Annotated in this window: 18 protein-coding genes; 8 read left to right on the top strand and 10 right to left on the bottom strand. The window is 62.2% G+C overall.

Annotation, left to right across the window (positions count from 1 at the left end; translation table 11 throughout):
- The first annotated feature begins 294 nt into the window (after positions 1-294).
- Positions 295-1449: a glycosyltransferase family 4 protein gene (locus ABJF10_RS01350; protein ID WP_348542710.1), complete on the top strand. Its 1155-nt coding sequence runs from the start codon at positions 295-297 to the stop codon at positions 1447-1449.
- A gap of 122 nt (positions 1450-1571) precedes the next feature.
- Here ABJF10_RS01350 and ABJF10_RS01345 read toward each other — a convergent pair whose 3' ends face one another.
- Positions 1572-3896 (bottom strand): autotransporter domain-containing protein, encoded by a 2325-nt coding sequence (locus ABJF10_RS01345; RefSeq protein ID WP_348542709.1) that lies wholly within the window; start codon positions 3894-3896, stop codon positions 1572-1574.
- A 368-nt stretch (positions 3897-4264) separates the two neighbouring features.
- Here ABJF10_RS01345 and ABJF10_RS01340 point away from each other — a divergent pair, with 368 nt between their 5' ends.
- Positions 4265-5410 (top strand): vitamin K epoxide reductase family protein, encoded by a 1146-nt coding sequence (locus ABJF10_RS01340; RefSeq protein WP_348542748.1) that lies wholly within the window; start codon positions 4265-4267, stop codon positions 5408-5410.
- Positions 5411-5445: 35 nt separating this feature from the next.
- Here ABJF10_RS01340 and ABJF10_RS01335 read toward each other — a convergent pair whose 3' ends face one another.
- From ABJF10_RS01335 to ABJF10_RS01325, 3 genes are all read right to left on the bottom strand, one after another.
- The gene (locus ABJF10_RS01335) at positions 5446-7356 is read right to left on the bottom strand and encodes an O-antigen ligase family protein (RefSeq protein ID WP_348542708.1); all 1911 of its coding nucleotides are present in this window, start codon (positions 7354-7356) and stop codon (positions 5446-5448) included.
- A gap of 95 nt (positions 7357-7451) precedes the next feature.
- Positions 7452-7709 (bottom strand): hypothetical protein, encoded by a 258-nt coding sequence (locus ABJF10_RS01330; RefSeq protein ID WP_348542707.1) that lies wholly within the window; start codon positions 7707-7709, stop codon positions 7452-7454.
- 244 nt (positions 7710-7953) lie between these two features.
- Positions 7954-8982 (bottom strand): NAD-dependent epimerase/dehydratase family protein, encoded by a 1029-nt coding sequence (locus ABJF10_RS01325; RefSeq protein ID WP_348542706.1) that lies wholly within the window; start codon positions 8980-8982, stop codon positions 7954-7956.
- A 104-nt stretch (positions 8983-9086) separates the two neighbouring features.
- Between ABJF10_RS01325 and ABJF10_RS01320 the strand changes: the two genes are divergently transcribed.
- A complete protein-coding gene (locus ABJF10_RS01320) occupies positions 9087-10145 on the top strand; it encodes a glycosyltransferase family 4 protein (RefSeq protein WP_348542705.1) in 1059 nt (352 codons plus the stop codon).
- Positions 10146-10289: 144 nt separating this feature from the next.
- On the opposite strand, the gene ABJF10_RS01315 is transcribed toward ABJF10_RS01320, so the two are convergent.
- Both ABJF10_RS01315 and ABJF10_RS01310 read right to left on the bottom strand, forming a co-directional pair.
- Positions 10290-10880, bottom strand: a complete 591-nt coding sequence (locus ABJF10_RS01315) for a riboflavin synthase (protein WP_348542704.1) — start codon at positions 10878-10880, stop codon at positions 10290-10292.
- Positions 10881-10906: 26 nt separating this feature from the next.
- Positions 10907-11668, bottom strand: a complete 762-nt coding sequence (locus tag ABJF10_RS01310) for a hypothetical protein (protein ID WP_348542703.1) — start codon at positions 11666-11668, stop codon at positions 10907-10909.
- 208 nt (positions 11669-11876) lie between these two features.
- Between ABJF10_RS01310 and ABJF10_RS01305 the strand changes: the two genes are divergently transcribed.
- Together ABJF10_RS01305 and ABJF10_RS01300 are read left to right on the top strand one after the other, a co-directional pair.
- Positions 11877-12263 carry a hypothetical protein gene (locus ABJF10_RS01305; RefSeq protein WP_348542702.1) on the top strand — a complete coding sequence of 129 codons (387 nt, stop codon included), beginning with the start codon at positions 11877-11879 and terminating at the stop codon, positions 12261-12263.
- A complete protein-coding gene (locus tag ABJF10_RS01300) occupies positions 12260-12604 on the top strand; it encodes an EamA family transporter (protein WP_348542701.1) in 345 nt (114 codons plus the stop codon). Before ABJF10_RS01305 ends, ABJF10_RS01300 begins: the two co-directional genes overlap by 4 nt.
- Before the next feature lie 206 nt (positions 12605-12810).
- On the opposite strand, the gene ABJF10_RS01295 is transcribed toward ABJF10_RS01300, so the two are convergent.
- Genes ABJF10_RS01295 through ABJF10_RS01280 form a run of 4 tightly spaced genes read right to left on the bottom strand, consistent with a single transcriptional unit; the run spans position 12811 to position 17867 of the window.
- On the bottom strand, positions 12811-14232 hold the full coding sequence (locus ABJF10_RS01295) for an aspartate aminotransferase family protein (protein ID WP_348542700.1): 1422 nt from the start codon (positions 14230-14232) through the stop codon (positions 12811-12813).
- A gap of 44 nt (positions 14233-14276) precedes the next feature.
- A complete protein-coding gene (locus ABJF10_RS01290; protein ID WP_348542699.1) occupies positions 14277-14765 on the bottom strand; it encodes a hypothetical protein in 489 nt (162 codons plus the stop codon).
- A 37-nt stretch (positions 14766-14802) separates the two neighbouring features.
- On the bottom strand, positions 14803-15543 hold the full coding sequence (locus ABJF10_RS01285) for a hypothetical protein (RefSeq protein ID WP_348542698.1): 741 nt from the start codon (positions 15541-15543) through the stop codon (positions 14803-14805).
- A gap of 2 nt (positions 15544-15545) precedes the next feature.
- Positions 15546-17867 (bottom strand): hypothetical protein, encoded by a 2322-nt coding sequence (locus ABJF10_RS01280; protein ID WP_348542697.1) that lies wholly within the window; start codon positions 17865-17867, stop codon positions 15546-15548.
- 132 nt (positions 17868-17999) lie between these two features.
- Here ABJF10_RS01280 and ABJF10_RS01275 point away from each other — a divergent pair, with 132 nt between their 5' ends.
- The 3 genes from ABJF10_RS01275 to ABJF10_RS01265 all read left to right on the top strand — a co-directional run bounded on the left by ABJF10_RS01275 (position 18000) and on the right by ABJF10_RS01265 (position 20519).
- The gene (locus ABJF10_RS01275; RefSeq protein ID WP_348542696.1) at positions 18000-18611 is read left to right on the top strand and encodes a hypothetical protein; all 612 of its coding nucleotides are present in this window, start codon (positions 18000-18002) and stop codon (positions 18609-18611) included.
- A gap of 114 nt (positions 18612-18725) precedes the next feature.
- Positions 18726-19406 carry a hypothetical protein gene (locus ABJF10_RS01270; protein ID WP_348542695.1) on the top strand — a complete coding sequence of 227 codons (681 nt, stop codon included), beginning with the start codon at positions 18726-18728 and terminating at the stop codon, positions 19404-19406.
- Between the two features lie 618 nt (positions 19407-20024).
- Entirely contained in the window at positions 20025-20519 is a 495-nt protein-coding gene (locus ABJF10_RS01265) for a hypothetical protein (RefSeq protein WP_348542694.1), read from the top strand.
- Positions 20520-20570 lie beyond the last annotated feature (51 nt).

The raw sequence follows: 20570 nt of genomic DNA, 5'->3' as shown, positions 1-20570 counted from the left end.
CACGAAAAGACAGGGATGAAATCGGCAAGGGCCGCCACTGCGGAATCGCCATCCCTCTCGATCGAAAGAATTCTACCCTCCTCGTTCAACCCTCTTTTTGAACGAGGAAAATAAATAAGAGAAGCAAGAGCAGGCAAGTCAAAAGACGCGTACGCAAAGTTAACTCTCTTTCTCGACCCCGACCCAGCAAGGACCCAGAGAATGGGATCGCCTTTTTTGCGATCCGGTCGCTAAGCCTTCCGCACCCCAGCATCACTGCGTTAGTTTCATCCTTCATCCTTCTTCCTTCTCTTCATGCGCATCCTCGTCCTCTGCTACGAATACCCGCCCCTCGGCGGCGGTGGCGGGCGCGTCGCGCAAAGCATCGCCGTACAAATGGCCGCGCGCGGCCACGAAGTCCGCGTGCAGACCGCCGCTCTCGGCTGGCACTCCACCATCGAGCAAGACCACGGCGTCGCCGTCCATCGGGCCGCCAGCGGACGCCGCGCCCCCGACACCTGCTCGGTTCCCGAGATGGGCCTCTACTGCGCCACCAGTTTCCTTCCCGCGCTACGCCACATTCGCGAGTGGAAGCCCGACGTCATCCACGCGCACTTCGCCGTCCCGACAGGCGCCCTCGCCTGCGCCGTGCATCGCCTCACCGGCGTCCCTTACGTCCTCACCGCCCATCTCGGCGATGTCCCCGGCGGAGTCCCCGACCAGACCGACACCCTCTTCAAGCTCATCGCTCCCATCGCCCGGCAGATCTGGAGTGACGCCGCCGCCGCCACCGCCGTGAGTACCTTCGTGCAAGAACTCGCGGTCACCGCCTACCATCGCCCCGTCGTGCGCATCCTCAACGGCATCGATCTCCACGACACCCCTCCCCCACCTGCCGCGATTCGCCACACGCGCCACCTCGTCTTTGTCGGTCGCTTCAATCCGCAGAAAAATCTCCCGCTGCTCATCAATGCGCTCGCCCGCCTCAGCGAAACGAACTGGCGCGCCACGATCGTCGGCGACGGCCCTGATCGCGCCACCGTCGAGGCGCTCATCGACCAGCATCAGTTGCGCGACCGCATCACCCTGCCCGGTTGGCAATCCGCCGCGCAGGTCGCGGCCATCCTCAATGATGCCGACATCCTCTGCATGCCCTCCGCCAGCGAAGGTATGCCCGTCGCCGCCGTCGAAGCGCTCAAGCACGGCCTCGCCATCGTCGCCAGTGATATCCCCGGCGTCCGCGATGTCGTCGAGCACGGCGTCAACGGCTACCGCCTGCGCCTCGACGATTCCTATGCCCACAAATTGAGCTGGCTCCTCGAGAGCGACGAAACCCTGCAGGCGATGAAACACGCGAGCTGGGAAAAAGCCCGCGCCTTCGACATCACCGCCATCGCCGACCAGTACGAACAAGTCCTGCGCGAGGCGGCGGCCAGCCATCCCGCCGCAAACCATCTACCTCACTCGTAGAACAGAAATCGCTCGGAAGGTGTGCAGTAAAACACCTTCAGCCGTTTGGGCACAAAGAAGAGGACAACCAATCGCCCTCGTTACAAATTTCTGCGCCTCCGCGTCTCCGCGGTTCAACAAATTTAGAACGAGACGCGCACGCCGCCCGAGACGTTGTTCGCCTCGTAGCGTTCGCGGCCGAGTTCGCCGTCGTAGTAGACGTAGGTCGAGACGCGTTCGTTCCAGATGACCGCGAATCCGGCGCCGAGCAGCAGGCTGTCGCGGCCGATGTTCGGTCCGTTCACCGAGAACAAATTGCCGCCGCCCCCTTGGAAGCTGGAATCGAGCTGGTAGGCGGTATCGCCGTACTCGTGCTGCCAGGAGGCGCGCACTTCGGGCCGGATAACCACGCCGCCGACCTTCCAATCGTAGGCGGCCTTCATGCCCAGCGCCGTGCGCACCGAGTCCTGATGCTGCGAGCGGAACGAAAGCGGAGCCAGAGAGCCGTGCTCGGTGAAATCGCCGATGCCCAGATAGGTGTACTGGAAGCTCGCCGTCGGGCCGACGGTGAAATTGCCCAGTTTCCAGTCGTAGCCCGTACCGAAGAGGACGTTCAATTCACCGCCATCGGTGTCCCCGCGGGCCGTTCCCTTGAGCCCAGCGCGGTGCGTGTCGTAGCTGTTGTAGCCGCCGCTGACTGCCGTATCGACGTAGAAGCCGCCGGTAAAGTAGGTCGCGTAGAGGCCCAGCTTGCCGCCATTGACGTTGACGCGGCCGCCATCGGTGAGATCGCTGCCTGTGCCGGCATAGCCCGCGCTGATACCCACGGCGAAATTGGGAGTCACTTTGTAATCCGCACCCACAGTGAAGCCGCCGGTGGTGATATCGTAGCCACGGGCATTGCCGTCGCCGCTCACGTTCACCCATTCACCGACACCGGTGATGAACACGCCGAGGCGATCGTCTGGTGGAACGACATTCTTCATTTCCTTGCTATCCTTGCCATCGTTGCCATTCGGACCGGCGACGCCACCGCTGTAGAGCGGGCCGCTGCCGGCGGCGGCAAACCCGGAGGCACTGAAGCCATGCGAACCGTAACGGATATCGTCCGTGCGACGCTGCAAGTTCGTCGTCTGCACTTTGGCCAGTGCTACGCCGATCGTATACATGGACGTGAGTTCCTCCGGCGCGATCCGGTCGAGATCGCCGGGCAGTTTCGAGAGCGGCTCGCTATCGAGGAAGTTGATGAGCTTGGGTTCCTTGTTGTGGAAGGCGACCTTGTCGAGCCCGCGGCCCACGGAACGCTGGTTGGGCGTGAGCCCGTCGAGATTGGCAAACGAGCCCTGTGCGCCCTCGATGGCAACGGAATTGGAATGATAAATCACTTTGGTGGCCACGATGGTGTTGCCTTGGTCGAGCCCATTGTAAACGTGAGAGAATTCCCCTTCGACTCCCTGGCCCGCCGTGAGGAAGGTAATCTTCTGCCCCACTTTGAGCCGCGCCCCACTGCCGACTTTCACGATGCGCAAGGTGCCGCCATCAAGCTTGGCATGGCCCTGCACGGCGAGCAGATCGTGTTGGCTGTCGCCCTTGCCGGCGACTTCGATCGTCAAGGTGCCGCCACTACCTTGGTAGTAGTTGCCCTTCACGGTGAGCGTGCCGGGTGAATCGCCGGGAGCCACGTTGCCGAGGTTGATCAGGTTGCCCCCGATCGTCCCGCGACCACCGAGGGTGCCGAGTGCGTTGACCAAAGTGGTGCGGCTCGCCGTCGAGCTGTCGACCTGAAGCAGGCCGCCATTGACCACCGTGTCACCGATAAAGCTGGCTTTGCCGGTCAGGAAAAGCGTGCCCGTTCCATTCTTGACGAGCCGGCCCGCGCCACCGGCGATGTCGTTAATGTATCCGCTGAAAGTGGTGTTGTGCGGACCGGTTACGGTCAACGACACTCCCGAATCGACGAACGACATATTCGAGGTGACCAGGATGTCTCCCTGCGCCGCGTCGAAGGTGACGTAGGGCATCAATGCGCCACCGGCATTGAAATTAAAACCTTCCAGTCGGATGCCACCGATCCCTGCCGCCTGATCGGCAAAGCTCAGAACCTGAAGGCTCCGCGAATTGTTCGTGACGGCAGTTCCGCCCGCGACGAAAAGGGCCACACCGGTCAGATTGAAGCTCGCCGCCGCGCTTCCGAAAGTAATCGAATTGAGCTCCGAACCGCCGGCATTATTATTGATGGAAGTTGTATTCGAAGCGTTGTTGAAGACGAGATCTGAGTCAAACGGATCACTGCCGGGAGTGAGGCCGGCGGTGGGGGTGCTCACCCAATCGGCCGCTGTTTCCCACAGGGCACCCGCTCCCGTCCAGGTCAGGGTATTGGCCTTGACCGGTGCCGGCATCGAAACCAGCAAGGTAAGAAGAGCGGCAGCGGAAGTACGGAGAATGGGGGGACGTTTGGCGGCTTTCATCACTTGGTGGGAGAATTGTTGCGGTAAGGGCAATCTTTCAACGTTGGTGCGTCAATTTATCAGGGATTTCGTCAGCTCACTCTTCGTGGAAGTACTCGAAAAAGATTTCACTTGTACTCTTCTGGAAACGAGAATAAGAAGTCGCTCAGTTTTGCGGAGTATGCTGGGGCAAGGGAGGGAGGCAAGCTTTTTGGAGGGGGATTTGTGAATTTTACGTGTCGATAAGATCCCCGCCTTCAACGGCATGACGCTATTGTCTTCACCGCATCCGGGAGGGGTCACGACTGGTGATACAGCAACTTTTGCGCGACATCCGCGACTTATTGTGCGTGGATCGAGATCGCCCGACGCATCTCCGAACGCTTCCCATGGGGTTCCCAGAGCCATCCCGACCGCCCAACGCCGATCTCCACGCCCCGACCGGTCGGGGGTCGGCTCCCGTCCCGGTGTGGCTGGGCAGTGTGCTGGCCTGGCTAGGGGTTTGCCTTTGCTTTGTGCTCCTTCAGCGGGAGACGGGGCTGCGTTCTTTCTTATGTCCGGCTCGAGGCGCCTGTGAGGCGGTCCTCAGCAGCCAGTACGCACAACTGCGGGGGATCCCCCTGGCCTGGCTGGGGGCGCTGTTCTATCTGGGGCTCCTCGCTCTTTGGCTGGCGGTGCTGGCCGTCAGTTCCTCCCGGATGCGGCTGCGGCTCCTCGATGCCATTCTCTGGCTGGTCGTCATCGGACTGACCTTTTCAGTGGGGCTGATGTACCTGCAAGTCGCGGTGATCCATGCGTTTTGCCCGTTGTGCACGCTGTCCGCAACAACGGTGGCGGCTTTGCTGGCCGTGGGAATGCGGGCTCGGCGGGCGGTGGCCAGCGGCCCGGCAGGCGCATCCCCGATGGCGGCTTGGACGATCGCCATCTTCGCGACCTTTCCCGTGCTGATCCTGGCTACGGAAAGCGTTGGGGAGAGAAATACGACAAGCCGCCTCTGGGCGGTCGATCTTTCCACCGCTCATCGCCTGGGCCCCGTGGTTGCGCCGGTGCAACTGGTGGTCTTCTCGGATTTTCAGTGTGGCTTTTGCCGGCAGTTGGCACCCGTCCTGAAGCAGCTTCACGGTGAGTTCCCGCAGGACGTATCCATCGTCTTTCGTCATTTTCCGCTGGAGGGGCATCCGCGCGCCTTCCCATCCGCTATCGCTGCGGAATGCGCGGCAGAGCAGGGTCACTTCTGGGAATATCACGATAAGCTTTTTGCAGAGGGCGGCAACTTGAGTGACGCCAAGCTGCTCGATCTGGCGTTGTCGCTGGGCCTGGATCAGCCGCGTTTCACAGCGTGCCTGCAGTCCGACCGGCCACGCAAGGTGGTGGAAGCGAATCGGCGCGACGCGCAACAGCTTGACCTGCCCGGAGCACCCGCGGTCTTCCTCAATGGCCGGCGTCTCGAAGGGCCGTTGACTTACGAGAACCTGGCCAGACGAATCAAGGAGGCGTTGCCCGCGCCGCCTCGCGACACTCCGGCGCGAAACTGATCGGGCCTGAGAATCTTACCAGCGCCGCACCACCATCAGTTTGGTTTCGGGGTGGTGGATGGAGTGGGAGTTCCGCCTCCTTTCGCCTTCTTTTCCTCCTCGATGTAATTCATGCCGGCCTGCGCCCCGAGCGCCGCTCCGTATTGCTTGCCCAGGCGAAACTGGGCTTCGGCCTCGGCGAACTTGCCCTCCATGACAAAATGAAACCCTACCGAAATGTGGGTCGCGCCCCCGCGAGGGTCGAGTTCCAGGGCCCGCGCGCAGAGGGGCTCGGATTCGGAAAAGCGTCCCAATTCATCCAGCGCCAATGCCACCGTGAGTACGGTGCGCACATCGCCCGGCGCATAGGCCAGCGCCGCCATGTAGCTTTCGGCGGCTTCGGTGAAGAGCTTTTCCTTCGTCTGTGGATCGGTCGCCAACTCGCCCATGGCCGATTTTGCCTCCCCAATGGCAAAGTGCAGATCGGGGTTGTGCGGATCTGCCGTCAGCCCGCGCCGGGCCAGCGCGATCATCTCCTCATCGGGTTCGGGGCTGACCGAGCGATGCGGGTCCGACAGGATGAGGCGCGTGCGCTGGGCATAATACTCCGCCGGCGCCTTCGGCAGGATCAACCCGAAGATCAGCAGGCCCAAGGCCGGCAGCGCGAGCCGCAGAAATGGGGGGTAGCCCCCGTCGCGTTCCGAATCCGCCGCCGCGTCTGGACCTTCGCCTGGGGTGGCGAGCAGCCCGAAAATCACCGCCGCCGTCAGCAAGTTGGCGGGCATATGAAGATTGTAGTCGAGCAGGCAATGGACGAGACAAGCCGCTGCTGCACTGAGCCCCCCGACGGTCAAGGCGAGGGAATTGCTCGCCATTCCTGTGCCCTGCGAAATCCGTCTGGTAAAGGAGTTCCAACCACAGCGCAGATGCGTCTCCAGAAAAATAACGGCCGCGATGATGCCGAGGATCCCGTATTCCGCGAGCACCTCGAAATAGTCGTTGTGAGCGTGGACCGGATCCGTTTGCAGTCCAGGACTGCGGAATTGGCGTCCATAATAAAGATAGGTGCCGCTGCCGGTGCCGACCACCGGTTGCAAGCGAAACTGCTTCCACGCGGCCTGCCACAACCGCATGCGGCTGGCATCGACCGTGAGAGTTTCCTCCGCGCGCGACTGAAGGAAAAAGCTCTTCGACACCACCTGCTTCAGCCCCCAGGCACCGCCTCCGATGAGCAGCATGCCGGCGAGAATCAAGCCAATGACACGGCCCGGGGCCAACTTGCCGACCAACGCCAAGCTCAAAGCGGCAAAAACCGTCAAACCGATCGTCGTGCTGATGTAGCCGCCGCGGCTCCCCGTAACGACGATCGTGAGGAGGCACATCCCACAAATATAAGCAGTGAGCATCTTGGCCCAAGAGGGCCAACGGCTCCAGAAAGTCATGCTCAAGCCCAACATGAGGGCCATCTCGAGGAATCCGGCGAGAAGGTTCGGGTAGCCGTAGAATCCGCTGGCCCGCCAACCGTAATTTGAGCGGGGGAGAAACGGGAACGGCATGAAATTCTGCCCCTTGAAAAACTGCACCGCCCCGATGGCGCAATTGGCCAGGGCCAGGGCCAGGATTCCACCCACCAGCAGCAGGCGCAGGCGGGAGGCGGTGACATTGAGCGCGATGAGAAGATAGAGCGCCATGGCGGCGAGCGCCGCGAAGAGATCGTTCCGCGCGAGGAATGCTTCTGGCGAAAAGAGCGCGCGGATTGAAACGTAGGTGCAGAAAAGCACCGCGGCGCCCAGGCACTCCAGCGCCCCCTTGGGAATGGGGGTGCGGCGTCGCGGCCACCAACTGAGGAACGCCGCCATCGCCAGCAAACCATATCCGGGGAGGCACAAGAATACTTGCCGGCCGCCGGCCAGCATTTGCGTGACCGCCACGGCTAAAAATACCAGTATCAACAGAAAGACGCTCATCCAGGAATCGCAGGTGGGTTCGGGGCAAAAAAAAACCTGTGCGGTTCAATGCACAGGGCTTTTCAAAATGGGAAGCAGATCTTCGGAAAAAACGCTTAGGGCGGGCTCGTGTTGCAGGCGCCGCAGTACGTGTTTGGCTTGCCGCTGTTCAAGTATTGGCTTTGCGTCGTAGGGTCAACATTGCTCACCGTGCCTCCGTTATAGCACATCGTGACGTTGTTGTTCGCGTCGCAGTAGGGCCCGCCGCCGACGGTGCGGGCATGCACCTGAGCCGACCAAAACAGGCCGAACGCGAAGGCGCCGAGGGCGACCGCGGCAGCGAACGAAAGGGAATGTTTGATCGATCGTTTCATGATGGAATGAGGTTGCGGGTTAAAGTGGGGGGACGGGAGGCGAAATTCCAAATTAACTATCGCCCGGGGCGCCGGGCTGTCAAGTGGGAGCGGAATTCTTTTCGAGAACGTCACATTGCCGCGTCGGATAAGGCGTCCTCTCCGCGGCATTCAGGGCAACAATGGCCAAAAATGGGGAGAAAAGGGGCGTTTTCGGCAATGGAGCCAATGGAGCCAATGGAGCCGCGTATCTGGAAACGGGACGTCAGGGCCCCCTTTGGGCCGCATACCAGCGCACCGTTTCCTCCAGCGCGGCGGCGATGTTCGAACTGGGCTCGAACCCGAGCGCCTGGCGGATGGCGGTGACGTCTGCGGCCGAATGGAGGATGTCGCCCTCGCGGGGCGGGCCGTAGCGAATGGGCAGCGGCTTCGCCAGGCCGAGCGAGGCCGTGGCGCCGGCCAGCAGGGCGTGAAGCTGATCGAGGGTGGTGCTGCCACCGAGCGCCACGTTGAAGACCGGCGCGGCCTTCGCCGGAAGCACGCTCGTCGCGGCGAGCAGATTCGCCTGCACGACATCGGCCACCGGACAGAAGTCGCGCGTGATCCCGCCGTCGCCGTGAATCACACACTCCTCGCCGCGCAGCAGCTGGCCGATCCATTGCGGGATGACCGCCGCATAGCCACCGCTGGGATTCTGCCGCGGACCGAAGATATTGAAATAGCGCAGCCCCACCGACTCCACGCCAAACGAATCCGCGAAAAGCCGCGCGTAAATTTCCGCCATGCGTTTCGAAGCGCCGTAGGGCGAAAGCGCGCGGCCGATCTCCGCTTCGACCTTGGTCTGCCGCGTATCGTCGCCATAGACCGCGCTGCTGCTGGCATAGACCACGCGCCGCACCCCCGCCCCGCGTGCCGCGTCCAGGACATGCAGCGTCCCGGTCACATTCGTCGCGTGACAGGCCAGCGGATTTTCCAGCGACAGCGGCACAGACACGAAGCCCGCCTGGTGCAGCACATAATCCACTCCCCCGCAGGCCGCGCGGCAGGCGGCGAAGTCGGTCACCGATTCGTCACGAAAGGCGAAGCGCGCCCATTTGGCATCGCCCACCCGCGAGCGCACTTCATCGAGATTGCGCCACGCGCCGGAAGAAAAATCATCCAGCCCCACCACGTCCTGATCGAACGCGAGGAGCGCCTCGAGCAAATGCGAACCGATAAAGCCAGCCACGCCGGTAATGAGCCAGCGGTGTGGCTCCTTCGCGAGACGGCGGCGCAACTCTTCGTAGTGGGACATGGGGTGCGGGGGAGAAACCACGAAGCAGCCGATCCTTGCGAGCAGAATCCGCGTTACGTTTCCGCGGCTTGTGCGACGGGGAAAAACAGGCAACCTCGCGCGGCATGCATGTTGAAACCGCCACCGCTCCTTCCCCGGTCGGTGGGCCTGTGCTGTTTATCAATCTCTGGGCGACGAGTGGGATGAAGCATTACTCGGAGTCGCTCATGCATGCGCTGGCGCCGGGTGGGGAGATCATCTACGTGCGCAATTATGAGAGCTGCGTGGAGAGCAAGGCTTTGCGGGTGAAACTCGATCCTGTGCGGTTGGGGTGGGCGGGGGAGGTGTGGAAGATTGTGCGGACGATCTTCGAGCGGCGGCCGCGGGTGATTCATTTGAATAGCGAGTTGCCGGTGTTGCTGCCGCTGTTTCCGTTGTTCGCGTTTTTTAATTCCGTGATCACGCTGCACGATGCGGTGCCGCATGAGGGGGAGAGCCTGGCGAAGCGGGTGTTCATGCGGGTGCATCTGTGGCTGGTGTTTTTGTTCATCGGCAAGGTGATCGTGCATTCGGAGGCGATCCGGGGGCAGTTGCCGGGGTATCTGAGGGGAAGGGCGCATGTATTGCCGCATGTGAATTATCAGCTCTGGGCGCGGGCCAGGCAGGCGCCGCCGGCGGAGGGGCCGTTGGTGGTGCTCTTCTTTGGGCGGCTGCTGCCCTACAAGGGGCTGGATTATTTGCTGGAATCGTTTCGGCAGCTCGACCCGGCGAAATTCACGCTGCTCATCGCGGGCGAAGGGGATTTGCCGGCGGAGGTCTTCCAGACGCCGAATATCCGGGTCATTCACCGATTCATCGGGGATGAGGATTTGCCGGGGGTGTTCAACCAGGCGCACGTGGTGGCGCTGCCCTATGTGGCGGCTTCGCAGAGCGGAGTGGCCTATATGGCGTTTGCTTTCGAGCGGCCGGTGGTGGCGACGCGCGTGGGTGGGCTCGGGGATGTGGTGGTCGATGACTTCAACGGCTTCCTCGTCGAGCCGCGGTCGGCGGAGCAACTGGCGGCGGCGCTGGAGAAGATGGTGGAGCCGGCGACGCGCGCGCGGCTGGTGGACAATGTGCGCGGGCAGAATGTGAGCGGCGACGAGGAGATCCGGGCGCGGCTGCTGGAAGTGTATCGCGCGTAACCTCGCAGCTTGGGCTGATCGAGAATTTTACCACGAAGGCACGAAGACACAAAGGGGTTGGCCTTTCGTTCGTGTCTTCGAGCCTTCGTGGTTTATTTCCTCCGCGTCCTATCTTTTTCCGGGGCGCTCGCTGGACGCTTCCGCCTACCGCGTGGCGAGGATGCGCTCGACGTACTTCGCGAGTAAGTCGAATTCGAGATTGACCGCGTCGCCGGCCTTTTTCGTGTGCAGGTTTGTGACAGCGAGGGTGTGCGGGATGATCCAGACGACAAAGCTCGCGGCGCGCACCTCCGCGACGGTGAGGCTGATGCCGTCGATGGCGATGGAGCCCTTGAAGGCAACGTAGTGGGCGAATTCCCGGGGCAAGGCGATCTCGAGGCGGTAATCGGCCTTCACCTGCTCGAAGGACAGCACGCTGCTCGTCGTGTCGATGTGGCCCTGCACGAAGTGTCCGCCGAGACGCGCGTGGGCGGCGAGGGCGCGCTCGAGATTGACCGGCGTGCCGGGTGTGAGGGCGCCGAGATTGGTGCGGCTGAGCGTTTCGTCGAGCAGATCGAAAGCGAGCGTCTCGCCTTCATGCGCGGTGACGGTGAGGCAGCAGCCATTGACCGCGACGCTGTCGCCCAAGGCGATCCCCTGCACGACCAGCGGCGCACACACGGTGAGCCGCGCGCCGGCGGCCGAGCGCGCGAGCGAGAGGAGGGTGCCTGTTTCTTCGACCAAGCCGGTGAACATATACGGTCTCGACGGTAGCCGCGCGATCAGTGCAACGGCGAGATAAAGACGCGCATGACGTTGACGCGTCCGCCGGGGAAATACCAGCGGGGCTCGTACTCGAAGCTGCGCTCGCTGGCGCGATAGAAGACCCAGCTCGATTGGTTGGGATAGTTCGGATCGTAAACCGTGAACGTCATGTTGCCCTGCGCCTCGCGACGCACGGCGTAAACGACGACGACGTGGTTCATGTGCGGGAAGCGGGCGAGGTAGATGGCGCGGAGTTGTCCGCGGTCGATCGATTCCGCCAGCCACTGCGCCGCGGAGGCCTGGCCGACCCGGAGGTGGCCCATGATCATGCGCCAGTTGCCGAGGCGCAGGTAGCTGGGCAGCCAGTTGCCGAGGTTGTCTTTGAGCAGCCCTTCGTAGGCCACCGAGAAGGCGTGCAGATCCGGATAGCCAGGGATGACGATTTTCTCCTTCGGTCCATCGGCCCAGACCGCGATGCGGCAGACTTCCTTGATTCGCTGGCGATATTCCTCGCGAGAGAGGCGCGGCTGCTTCGGCTCGAAGCGGGCGAACTGGTGAAACTGGATGACGGCCCGGGAGAGGACGAAGCAGCGGTGGGCAAACTCGACCGGTTTGTCGCGATGGCTGATGTGCAGGACGCCCTGTTCGTCCACGCCGTACTGCCACATGGTGTCGTTGGAAAAGGCGAAGGTATCGCGATGGAGATCGAATTGCGTGACGGCGTGCGCGGTGGAAGCGAGGCCGAGGAGGAAGAGGAGAAGACGGAGGCAGTGTTTCACGAAAGGATCACGAGTCGATGCGATGGGGGCGATTTGTCAACGGTGGAGCGTGGGAGGGCGGGGAATGGAAAATGGAACATGGAACATAGCAAAGGGAACGCCCAACGCCCAACGCCCACTGGCGCGAGCGCAGGCGAGGGCGTGCTCTTCATTCGATGTTGGATGTTGGGCGTTGGATGTTGGATGTTCTGCCTTTTCCCGCCCTCCCTTGTCCCGCCTGCTCAACCCCTACCTGCAGCTCTTCCTGACCGTCGCGCTGGTCACGATCGCCGAGATTTTCCTCAAGCAAGGCGCCATGGAAGCCGTGCCCGCAGGGGTGGATTGGCTGGGGCTTTCGTCGCTGCCCTCGCGGCGCGTGTGGTGGGGTGCGGGATTGCTCATACTGAGTAGCGTTACCTGGATTCTCGTGCTGCGGGTGATGCCGCTCTATCTGGCTTTTACGCTGAGCAGTGTGGTGCACGTGACCATTCCCATCTGTTCCTGGCTGGTGCTGGGAGAACAAATTCACGCGGGCCGCTGGAGTGGGATCGCGCTGGTGCTGGCGGGCATCTGGATCATCGCCCGGCCCGCGAGCCGCGTGGAGGCACAGCCATGAGCGCCACGTTGCTGGCCTTGCTCATCGGTTGCCAGGTGCTGCTGGTGGTGAGTCAGCTTTTCTTGAAGCACGCCATGAATCTGGCGGGACGCACGCCGCCGGCGTGGCCGGGCGTGGTCGTGTTCGGTGGGCTCTTTGTCGCGGCGATGACGTTGTGGTTTCTGCTGTGGCTGGGGTTCTTGCAAGTGATGCCGCTGAGCCAGGTGCTGCCTTGGGAGGGGCTCAGTCCGGTGTTGCTGGTCATTGGGGCGGCGGTGTTTCTGCGGGAGAAGATTTCGCGGGAGGCGTGGATTGGGATCTCGCTGATTTCGGCGGGGGTGGTGTTGGTGTCGGTGAGTTGAAGCGCTCGGAGTGGGATGGCGCGTGCCCTCTACCCGCCGTCATTCTGAGCCTGCGAAGAACCTCTGAAATCTGCCTTTCTTCAACAGTTCAGCTAGAGATGGCGGCAAGCTCGCACGGTCAACCACGCGTCAGATGCCAGAGCGAAATCAGCGGTCCTTCGCAAGCTCAGGATGACGGGCCGGGGGCGCGCCGCGCGGCGCTTGCCTTAACTCCCCGCGCTGGCCAGCTCGACCGTCGAGCGGGAGAGCGAGTGCTTGATGAAATTGGCGCCGAGGTTCCAGATCGGCCCGGGGAAGCTGCGGCAATCGGCGAGCACGGCGTCGAGAGCGGTGACGAAGCGGTCGATCTCGCGGTCGCCGATGATGAGGGGCGGCAGGATCTTGATGACGTCCATCGAATGCCCGGCGAGCTGGGTGAGGATGCGGTGCTGCTGGAAGAGCGAGGTGACGAGCATTTGCGCGAAGAGTTCGCGCTCGACGCGATGCAGGAGCTTCCAGCCCATGCGGGCGGAGAGTTCGCTCGGCTCGTGAAACTCGATGGCGACCATCATGCCCATGCCGCGCACTTGCTTGATGAGGGAGTGCTTCTTCTTCAACTCCTCGATGCGGGCGACGAGTTTCGCGCCGTTGACCCGGGCACGCTCGACGAGATCCTCATCGTCGATCACTTGCAGAGTGGCGAGGCCGCAGGCCATGGCAAGGTTGTTGCGCCCGAAGGTGGAGGAGTGCACCACACAGCGGTCCAGGCGGCTGAAGGTCTTCTGGTAAATGGCGCGCCGGGCGACGATCGCGGCGCAGGGCACGTAGCCGCCGCTCAGCGATTTCGCCACGGTGATGATATCCGGCTCAAGGTCCCAGTGCTCGAAACCCCACCAGCGGCCGGTGCGGCCGAGGCCGGTCTGCACTTCATCGCAGACGAGCAGCGTGCCGTGCTCGCGGCAGAGGCGCTGGGCTTCGCGATAGTAATCGCCGGTCGGAAAATTGACGCCCTTGCCCTGCACGGGCTCGATGATGAAAGCGGCCACGTCCTTGCGCTTGAGGTGCATCTCGAGTTCCTCGAGGTCGCCCATCTTCACTCGCGCGCAATTTTCCAGCAACGGCCCGAAGCCTTCGCGGAAATGCTCGTCGCCCATGACGGAGAGCGCGCCGTGCGACAGCCCGTGGAAGGAGCCGTGCAGCGAAAGGAGGCCGGAGCGCCCGGTGGCGGCGCGGGCAAACTTGATGGCGCCTTCATTCGCTTCCGCGCCGGAGTTGCAGAAAAAGACGGCGTCGAGGTGCGGCGGCAGCTTTTTCAGCAGGGCCTCGGCGAGGAGGCCGCTAAGCAGCGAGCAATCCATCTGGACCATGTTCGGCAGGTCCATTTCGAGCACATCGGTGATGGCGCGTTGCACGGCGGGATGATTGCGGCCGATATTGAAGACGCTGTAGCCGCTGAGGAAATCGAGGTAGTCGCGCTCGTCGAGGTCGTAGAGATACGCGCCTTCGGCCCGGGCGTACACCTGGTCAAAGCCGATGATGCGTTGCACCCGCACCAGAGTAGGATTGAGGTGCCGCTCGTGCAGCTTGTAGTTTTCGCCGAGGCGAGCGGTGATGAGGCTCTTCAAGTCGAGCGGCATGTCGGCGCGCACAATACGCGGTGTTTTTCGAATGGCGAGCGAAAGTAGGCGGCGGGTTATGGTTTGAGCTCGTTGGCCCCGTCACTGGGCGTTTCCCAGAGATCCACAAGATCGCCAAATTCACGCTGAAAACTGGTGTGAAATTCCTCGGCCAGGGCCAGAAAACCCGGGATGGGATAGGAACGGCGCAAGACGTTGATGCGGATTTGGCCATATTGTTGGGCCTGCGGGATCGGAGGGATATCGAACAGCATCGTGGCGATGAGCACGTCTTGGTTCGCATAGATGCGAGGGGTCTCGCGCCCGGTAGTGCTGAAAGCGCGGACGGGCGACAAGGGAATCTGGTGGGCGGCGGCGAATCGAGCCACGGCGTCGGTCAATCGCTTGTTGTCACCGGGCTGCGGCAGCCGAACGCGGATCATGCAGGTCGGGCCGTCCTTCATCTCCAGGTCGAAATCATCGGCTTCACTCGTCTGCCCGGCCGGTTTGCAGGACGTGAGGGCGGCAAACGCGAGCAAGGCAAAGATCAGGCGGATACCGTTCATGGACTGAAATGAGGAAAGACCGACGACTTCCGCGGGGTCACTTCGCCGGGGGCGGCGGTGGGAGGGCGGCTTTGTTTTTCGCCCAATCGGGGTTGGGCAGCGCCTCCCAGACGCGCAGGTGGCGCACACTGCCCTCCACGCCGGAGACGAACATGACGCTCTTCTTGTCCTCCGCGATGAGCGGGTGTTGCCCGGTGAGGCTGTGGCCATTGAGCGTGCCGACCATCTCGTCGCCGAGGATCTCAAAGGTGACCTTCTGCCATTCGCCAAGCTTGATCGGCGCGGCGAGGGCGCCGAGCGGCACGGCGACGTCGGGACCGCCGTGGTCGTTGTCGTCCTTCTGGATGCGCATGCCCGCTTCGTTCAGGAAGATGCTGCAGACGTAGTCCTTGGTGTCGCAGGTGCGCACGCCAAAGAAGCGTGTTTTGCGGCCTTCGAGGGGCACGTCGAGCAGGCGCACTTCGCAAGTGATGATCACGTTCTTGAAATCGAAGCCGATGGAAGCGGTCGCCGGGTGATGCATCTCGGGATTTTCCGCGCCCTTGAAGGTACCGTCGACGGCTTCCCAGTGGCCGCCACGCGGGACGACATTGCAGCGCCAGCCCTTGAAGCCGCTGGCAAAGAGCGCCGTGCTGCCCTCGGGCGGCGGTGGCTGCTGGGCGAAGTCTTCGCTGGCGAGGAGCTTGCCGGGCTTGGTCATGAGGGTGGCGGGGAGGTCTTCGGCGCGAGCGAGGATCGCGAAGAGGGCGGTCGATAAGAGAAGGAGGGTGCATTTCATGATTATTTCGAGGGTTCGGGCCAGTTCAGGTGTTTGTGCAGGAACGCAAAGGTCCCCTGCCCGTTGATGGTGTGTCCGCCGTTGAAGAACTCGATCGCGGTGCGGTCGCCGAGGCCGAATTGATCGTAGAACCAGCGCGTCTTCGCATACTCGGAGGCGACCCATTCGTCCGGCGCGACCTGGTCGTGATGCCCGCGCTCGACCATGAAGGGGCGCGGGAACATGAGGTAGGTGAGCTCGGCGTAGCTGAAGGTATTGCCCATGTTGAAGTAGGGCATCTCCCATTCGTTGGTGAACATGAAGCTGTGTTTGTCGTCGGTGGAGGCGACCTTGCGCGTCCAGTCATTGAAATCGCCCGAGCAGATCGAGAGGCAGTAGCCATCGAGCAACGGCGGGATGCGCACCGCGGATTCACCACCGTAGCTCAGGCCGTAAAAGCCGATGCGCTGCTCATCCACGAAGGGCAGCGAGCCGAGCCAGTTCAGCCACTGCTCGTGATGCCGGATGATGACCGAGAACATCGACAGGCCCACCGTGTTGCCCTTGCGCGAGAGCGTGCGGTAATACTCTTCTTTCTGATACAGGTTGTGCGGCGCAAACGTGATGAATCCTTGCTCCGCGAGCCGCGCGGCGAAATTGCGGTAGGCCGGTTTATCGCCGGTGATGACCTCCTGCGGCAACCCGTGGCGCCCGTGCTGGCACACCACGACGGGCCGCTTCTCGCCGGGCTTCAGATCCTTGGGCACGCACAAAATGCCCCACGCAAATCCCTCGCCGCCCACGTCGACCACCACCTCGTATCCCGTCCACTTCGGCTCGTCGTAAATCTTCCGTGTGCGCGCATTCGGCGGAGGCAGGGGGTCGTTGATCCTGCCGATGATCCCGGACCAAAATCGCTTCCGTCCGTCTTTGACCAAGGCCGCGACCTTCTCCGGCTCCAGCTTCGGAAATTCCGCCGCCAGGGTCCACACCTCGTTCACGTATTCCGGGAGCATGCGATCGAGGAAATCCTTCTTCCGCGCCTGGGCGGAATACTGGACCAGTTTCTGAATGTCCGTTTCCAGTTCCTGCACCTGCCGCCACTGCCGGGGTTCGGGATGGAAATTTACCCGCCGGTCTTTCGGCATCTCCCTGGAGAGTTCCATTTTTGACGGCACGCCCATCATCTTCGCAAACTCCACCAAGGCTGGCTGGCTGCAGAAAGGAACAGTCTTGCCGTCCGGTCCCGCGATGAGCTTCCGCGGTTGTTCCGCCGCGATGGGAATCGTATCGATCCTTTTGAATTCCGCTTCCACTTCCGCGAAGGGTGGCGTCCAGAGCTTGCCTGGCGCCGCGCAGTTTTTGCGACCCTCCTTCGCCTCCGGCGGGCCGTCGACCACCGGCTCGGCGCTATATTCCACCACCAAGCCACCGGGCTTGATCATGGATGCGATCTCCGCATCGCCATGCTGGCGCAGCAATCCCCAGACGTTGCGATAGATCGGCTCCCGCCAGGTGTCCTGTCGCGACTTGAAGTAGCCGCTGACCAAGGCAGCTTTCACGGGGACGTCCGCCACGGTGGCCGTGTAAAACGCGATGAGTCCGCCTTCGCCATAGCCGACGATGCCGACGGGCAGGTTCTTCTCCGCTGCCCAAACCAGGGCGGCGTCCACCTTCTGCACTTCGTAGCCGATGATGTGCCGGCCCATCATGTAGGCCTGCCGGTAAATCCATTCGCGATGCGGCTCGTTCGTCTGCACCACCCGGGCATTCCCGGAGGAGTGATCGCTGCGATCGATGAGCACGGGAACGATGACGCCGAACCCATTTTCCGCCAGGCGCCGGGCGAATTGCGATTCCAGCGGCACTCCGGGGGCCAGCCCGGCGATCTGCTCCGGCGTCTGGTCGGCATCCGGAATGGCGACGACATAAGCGCGCGGTTTGGCGCGCGGTTCGAGCAATAAGCCTTCGCCGTACACGCCGGGATGCGTTTCCCACCGGACCTGCCACACTTGATACTTCGAAGTCTGGGCGACGAGCGCCGGATAAAAATCGTCGCCAAAGCGCTCCAGGGATTTCACCAGGATGGGCTCACGGGCGCCGATGATGTGTTCAAAATCGAGATTGGACATGACGGCGCCCGCCGCGTCCTGGTGCGCCTTCGACCGCGCCGCGAGCGAATCCGCGATGCGCTGGTCCATGTCGCGCAGCGCAGCCTCGTGCATCTGCGCGGAGAGATCGCCGGTCATGGTCAATGGCTGCGTGCCGGGGAGCGTGACGATGTCTTCGGCCAGGCCGCCGGAAAACGCCGCGAACAAGACGAGCAGGGAGACGGACAGTTTCATGGGAGGGAGTGGGGAATTGACGATTGCCAATTGGCAATTGTCGATTGCCGATTTGCACAGCGTCTTTCCCAAATCGGCATTCGCCCATCGGCAATTGGCAATAAATCCTCCGCTGGCGGGTTATCCCTGCGCATGAAATCCTTCCTCCCGCTCGCCCTCGCCCTCAGTGTCCTCGCTCTCCCGCTCCGCGCCGCAGACCCCAAGCCGCTGCTCAACAACCCCGGCAAAGTCATCAGCGCGCCCGACTTCAAACAGCCGCTCGGCGCGGAATGGTCCGTCGCCAAGGGCAAATGGGAACCGGCCGACGGTGTCCTGAGCGTCACGGACATTCCCGACCAAAAGCACATCCCCGTCCTGCACCTGGCCAGCGGGCCCACCCCGCTCATCTGGGAATGCGAATTCAAATTCAATAACGGCAAATCCTTCCTCGTCGGCTGCGATGGCCAGAAGCATATCGGCCGCGTCGTCATCGGGCCGAAGAGCTTCAAGATCGCGGAGGACACCGCCGCGCCCAGCAAAACGATCAAGGAAATCGCCGTCGACCTGAAACCCGACGCCTGGCACACCCTGCGCGTCGAGTACGCCGGCGACCAGATCGCCGCGCGCCTCGATGGCCAGGACCTCACGGCCCAGCACGAATACCTCGCCACGCCCAAAGTGCGCTGGTGGTTTGCTGCTGCCGACAGCGTGCAAATCCGCAACGTGAAGGTCACCGAAGGCCAGCCCATCGCCCCGGCGAAGTAAGCGCCGTTCCTCTACGCTTCGGGAGACGGCAAACGTGGGATCGTGTTGGCGCTCGCCCTGTTGCACTGGCGTCATTAACGTGTGCGCAGGATGAAAATTTCTGGCTCCGCATTCATGGTCAACGTGCCTTTCTTCCTCGCGCTGGGTTTGCTGCTTTGCGGCGGGCTCGCGGCGCACGCGGATGAGAGTTTCGCCGTGCTCGAGGGCGCCGAATCGCCCGACCATCGCTACGCTGTGGCGTGGGGAGTCAAGGGGGTCGCCGACCTGGACGCGCACTTGAAAGGTTCACGCGAGCCTGCGCCCTCCGATACGATCGAGAACTACCTCCTGGACGTGGCCGGGAAGAAAATCCTGGCCACGCTGAACTCCGGCTATTGGCCGTCGCAGAATCACCATTCGCTGGAAGTCGTCTGGTCGGCCGACAACAAGACGGTCGCGGTGCTCAATGGCGGCCACTGGGAGTGCGATTCCTTTGAAGCCCGGCGCGTCCTTGATGACCAGGCGGGCCCCTTTTGTGATCTGGCCAAGCCTCTCGACGCAGCACTCGACGCGTTCCTGGCGAAATCCTTCGGCGCCAAATACCGGAAGGCCCGGGAAATCAGCTTCACCTATTCCGACCTCGCCCTGGGTGATGAGGCGATTTGGCGCGTGAAGGCCACGGCGAGCAACTTATACGCAAAGACGGGCACCGATTTCCAGCAATCGGCGAAGATCCAATTCACCATCGTCAAGGACGGGGCGATGGGGCTGAAAGTGAAGATCCTCGGGAAACCGCAGAAACTCGCTTCGCCGTAACAAAAGGGGAAAACGCAGACGGAAGGCACCGCGTTTAAAATCCCCCATCCCTCTGCATCGGTCGGCCACGATCTCCTTTATTGGATGGCGCTGGCGAAAGAGCGGATCCGGCCCGACCGCCGCCCGTGGGCCTCGCCATCGGCGGCACCACTAACGCAGTCTAATGGCGTTAACGCGCCCTGAGGCGCCAAGTGCCCGGCTTGCCTTCGCCGAAAAATTTCCGCCTTTACTCGCCTTGACTGGCCTTGACCGGCCTATATTTACTCTGGGATGGCGATAAGCCAATCAAGGCCGCAAGCGGGTCGAACCCCAAGCGCACGCAGATGCTTTAATGCATATTATTTGCATCAATGGACACCGCCTTGAATATGTCAAAGAACCGCGGAATTCCATGCCCCCCACCTGACCACCCGAACTCGCGCTACACCTGTCTCTATTTGAGCGAAAAATGTAGCATTATGTGCTCGTAAAAGCAAGCAAAAAAGCACAGAGCGCGCATTTCACGGTCCCCACCCCCTCACCAAGCAATGTCCTGAATTGCATGGCCACCCCGGGACCGCTATTATCGCCGCCCGGCGGTACAATCTCGGGTTCGCTCACATTCCCATTCGATAATCCATGATTCTCACGGCATTCACGATCCTTCACGCCCTCATCAGCCTGGTCGGCATCTTCTCCGGGTTCGTTGTTCTCAGTCACCTCATCACCTCCCGGTACGTCGCCAGTTGGACCACTGTCTTCCTGTGGACGACGGTGGCCACGAGCATGACCGGGTTTTTCTTTCCGGTGCAGCACTTCATGCCTTCGCACGCCGTCGGCATCCTCTCTCTGCTCCTGCTGGCGCTGGCAATTTACGCGCTGCGGTCCCGTCAGCTCGCGGGCGGCTGGCGCAAGACCTACGTCATCACGGCGGTCATGTCGCTCTACCTGAATTTCTTCGTGTTGATCGTGCAGTCCTTCCTGAAAATCCCCGCGCTCAAGGCGCTGGCGCCGACGCAGACCGAACCGCCCTTCAAGATCGCCCAGCTCACGGCGCTCGTGCTTTTCATCGTGCTGGGCTTCCTCGCCGCGATCCGCTTCCGCGCGGAACCACCCGCAAAACTACCTGCCTAGCCCGGATATTTCACGCTTTGAAATTCTCGCGTCGGCAGCGCCGCGCGATGT

Source organism: Chthoniobacter sp. (assembly GCF_040003245.1).
Taxonomy (GTDB): domain Bacteria; phylum Verrucomicrobiota; class Verrucomicrobiia; order Chthoniobacterales; family Chthoniobacteraceae; genus Chthoniobacter.
The sequence above is the reverse complement of the archived record's forward strand: the minus strand, read 5'-3'. Positions and strand labels throughout refer to the sequence as shown.

Bases quoted from the DNA above. Each gene is read 5' to 3' on its own strand.
- ABJF10_RS01350 (WP_348542710.1), top strand. From the start codon at position 295: ATGCGCATCCTCGTCCTCTGCTACGAATACCCGCCCCTCGGCGGCGGT.
- ABJF10_RS01345 (WP_348542709.1), bottom strand. From the start codon at position 3,896: ATGAAAGCCGCCAAACGTCCCCCCATTCTCCGTACTTCCGCTGCCGCT.
- ABJF10_RS01340 (WP_348542748.1), top strand. From the start codon at position 4,265: ATGGGGTTCCCAGAGCCATCCCGACCGCCCAACGCCGATCTCCACGCC.
- ABJF10_RS01335 (WP_348542708.1), bottom strand. From the start codon at position 7,356: ATGAGCGTCTTTCTGTTGATACTGGTATTTTTAGCCGTGGCGGTCACG.
- ABJF10_RS01330 (WP_348542707.1), bottom strand. From the start codon at position 7,709: ATGAAACGATCGATCAAACATTCCCTTTCGTTCGCTGCCGCGGTCGCC.
- ABJF10_RS01325 (WP_348542706.1), bottom strand. From the start codon at position 8,982: ATGTCCCACTACGAAGAGTTGCGCCGCCGTCTCGCGAAGGAGCCACAC.
- ABJF10_RS01320 (WP_348542705.1), top strand. From the start codon at position 9,087: ATGCATGTTGAAACCGCCACCGCTCCTTCCCCGGTCGGTGGGCCTGTG.
- ABJF10_RS01315 (WP_348542704.1), bottom strand. From the start codon at position 10,880: ATGTTCACCGGCTTGGTCGAAGAAACAGGCACCCTCCTCTCGCTCGCG.
- ABJF10_RS01300 (WP_348542701.1), top strand. From the start codon at position 12,260: ATGAGCGCCACGTTGCTGGCCTTGCTCATCGGTTGCCAGGTGCTGCTG.
- ABJF10_RS01290 (WP_348542699.1), bottom strand. From the start codon at position 14,765: ATGAACGGTATCCGCCTGATCTTTGCCTTGCTCGCGTTTGCCGCCCTC.
- ABJF10_RS01285 (WP_348542698.1), bottom strand. From the start codon at position 15,543: ATGAAATGCACCCTCCTTCTCTTATCGACCGCCCTCTTCGCGATCCTC.
- ABJF10_RS01280 (WP_348542697.1), bottom strand. From the start codon at position 17,867: ATGAAACTGTCCGTCTCCCTGCTCGTCTTGTTCGCGGCGTTTTCCGGC.
- ABJF10_RS01275 (WP_348542696.1), top strand. From the start codon at position 18,000: ATGAAATCCTTCCTCCCGCTCGCCCTCGCCCTCAGTGTCCTCGCTCTC.
- ABJF10_RS01270 (WP_348542695.1), top strand. From the start codon at position 18,726: ATGGTCAACGTGCCTTTCTTCCTCGCGCTGGGTTTGCTGCTTTGCGGC.
- ABJF10_RS01265 (WP_348542694.1), top strand. From the start codon at position 20,025: ATGATTCTCACGGCATTCACGATCCTTCACGCCCTCATCAGCCTGGTC.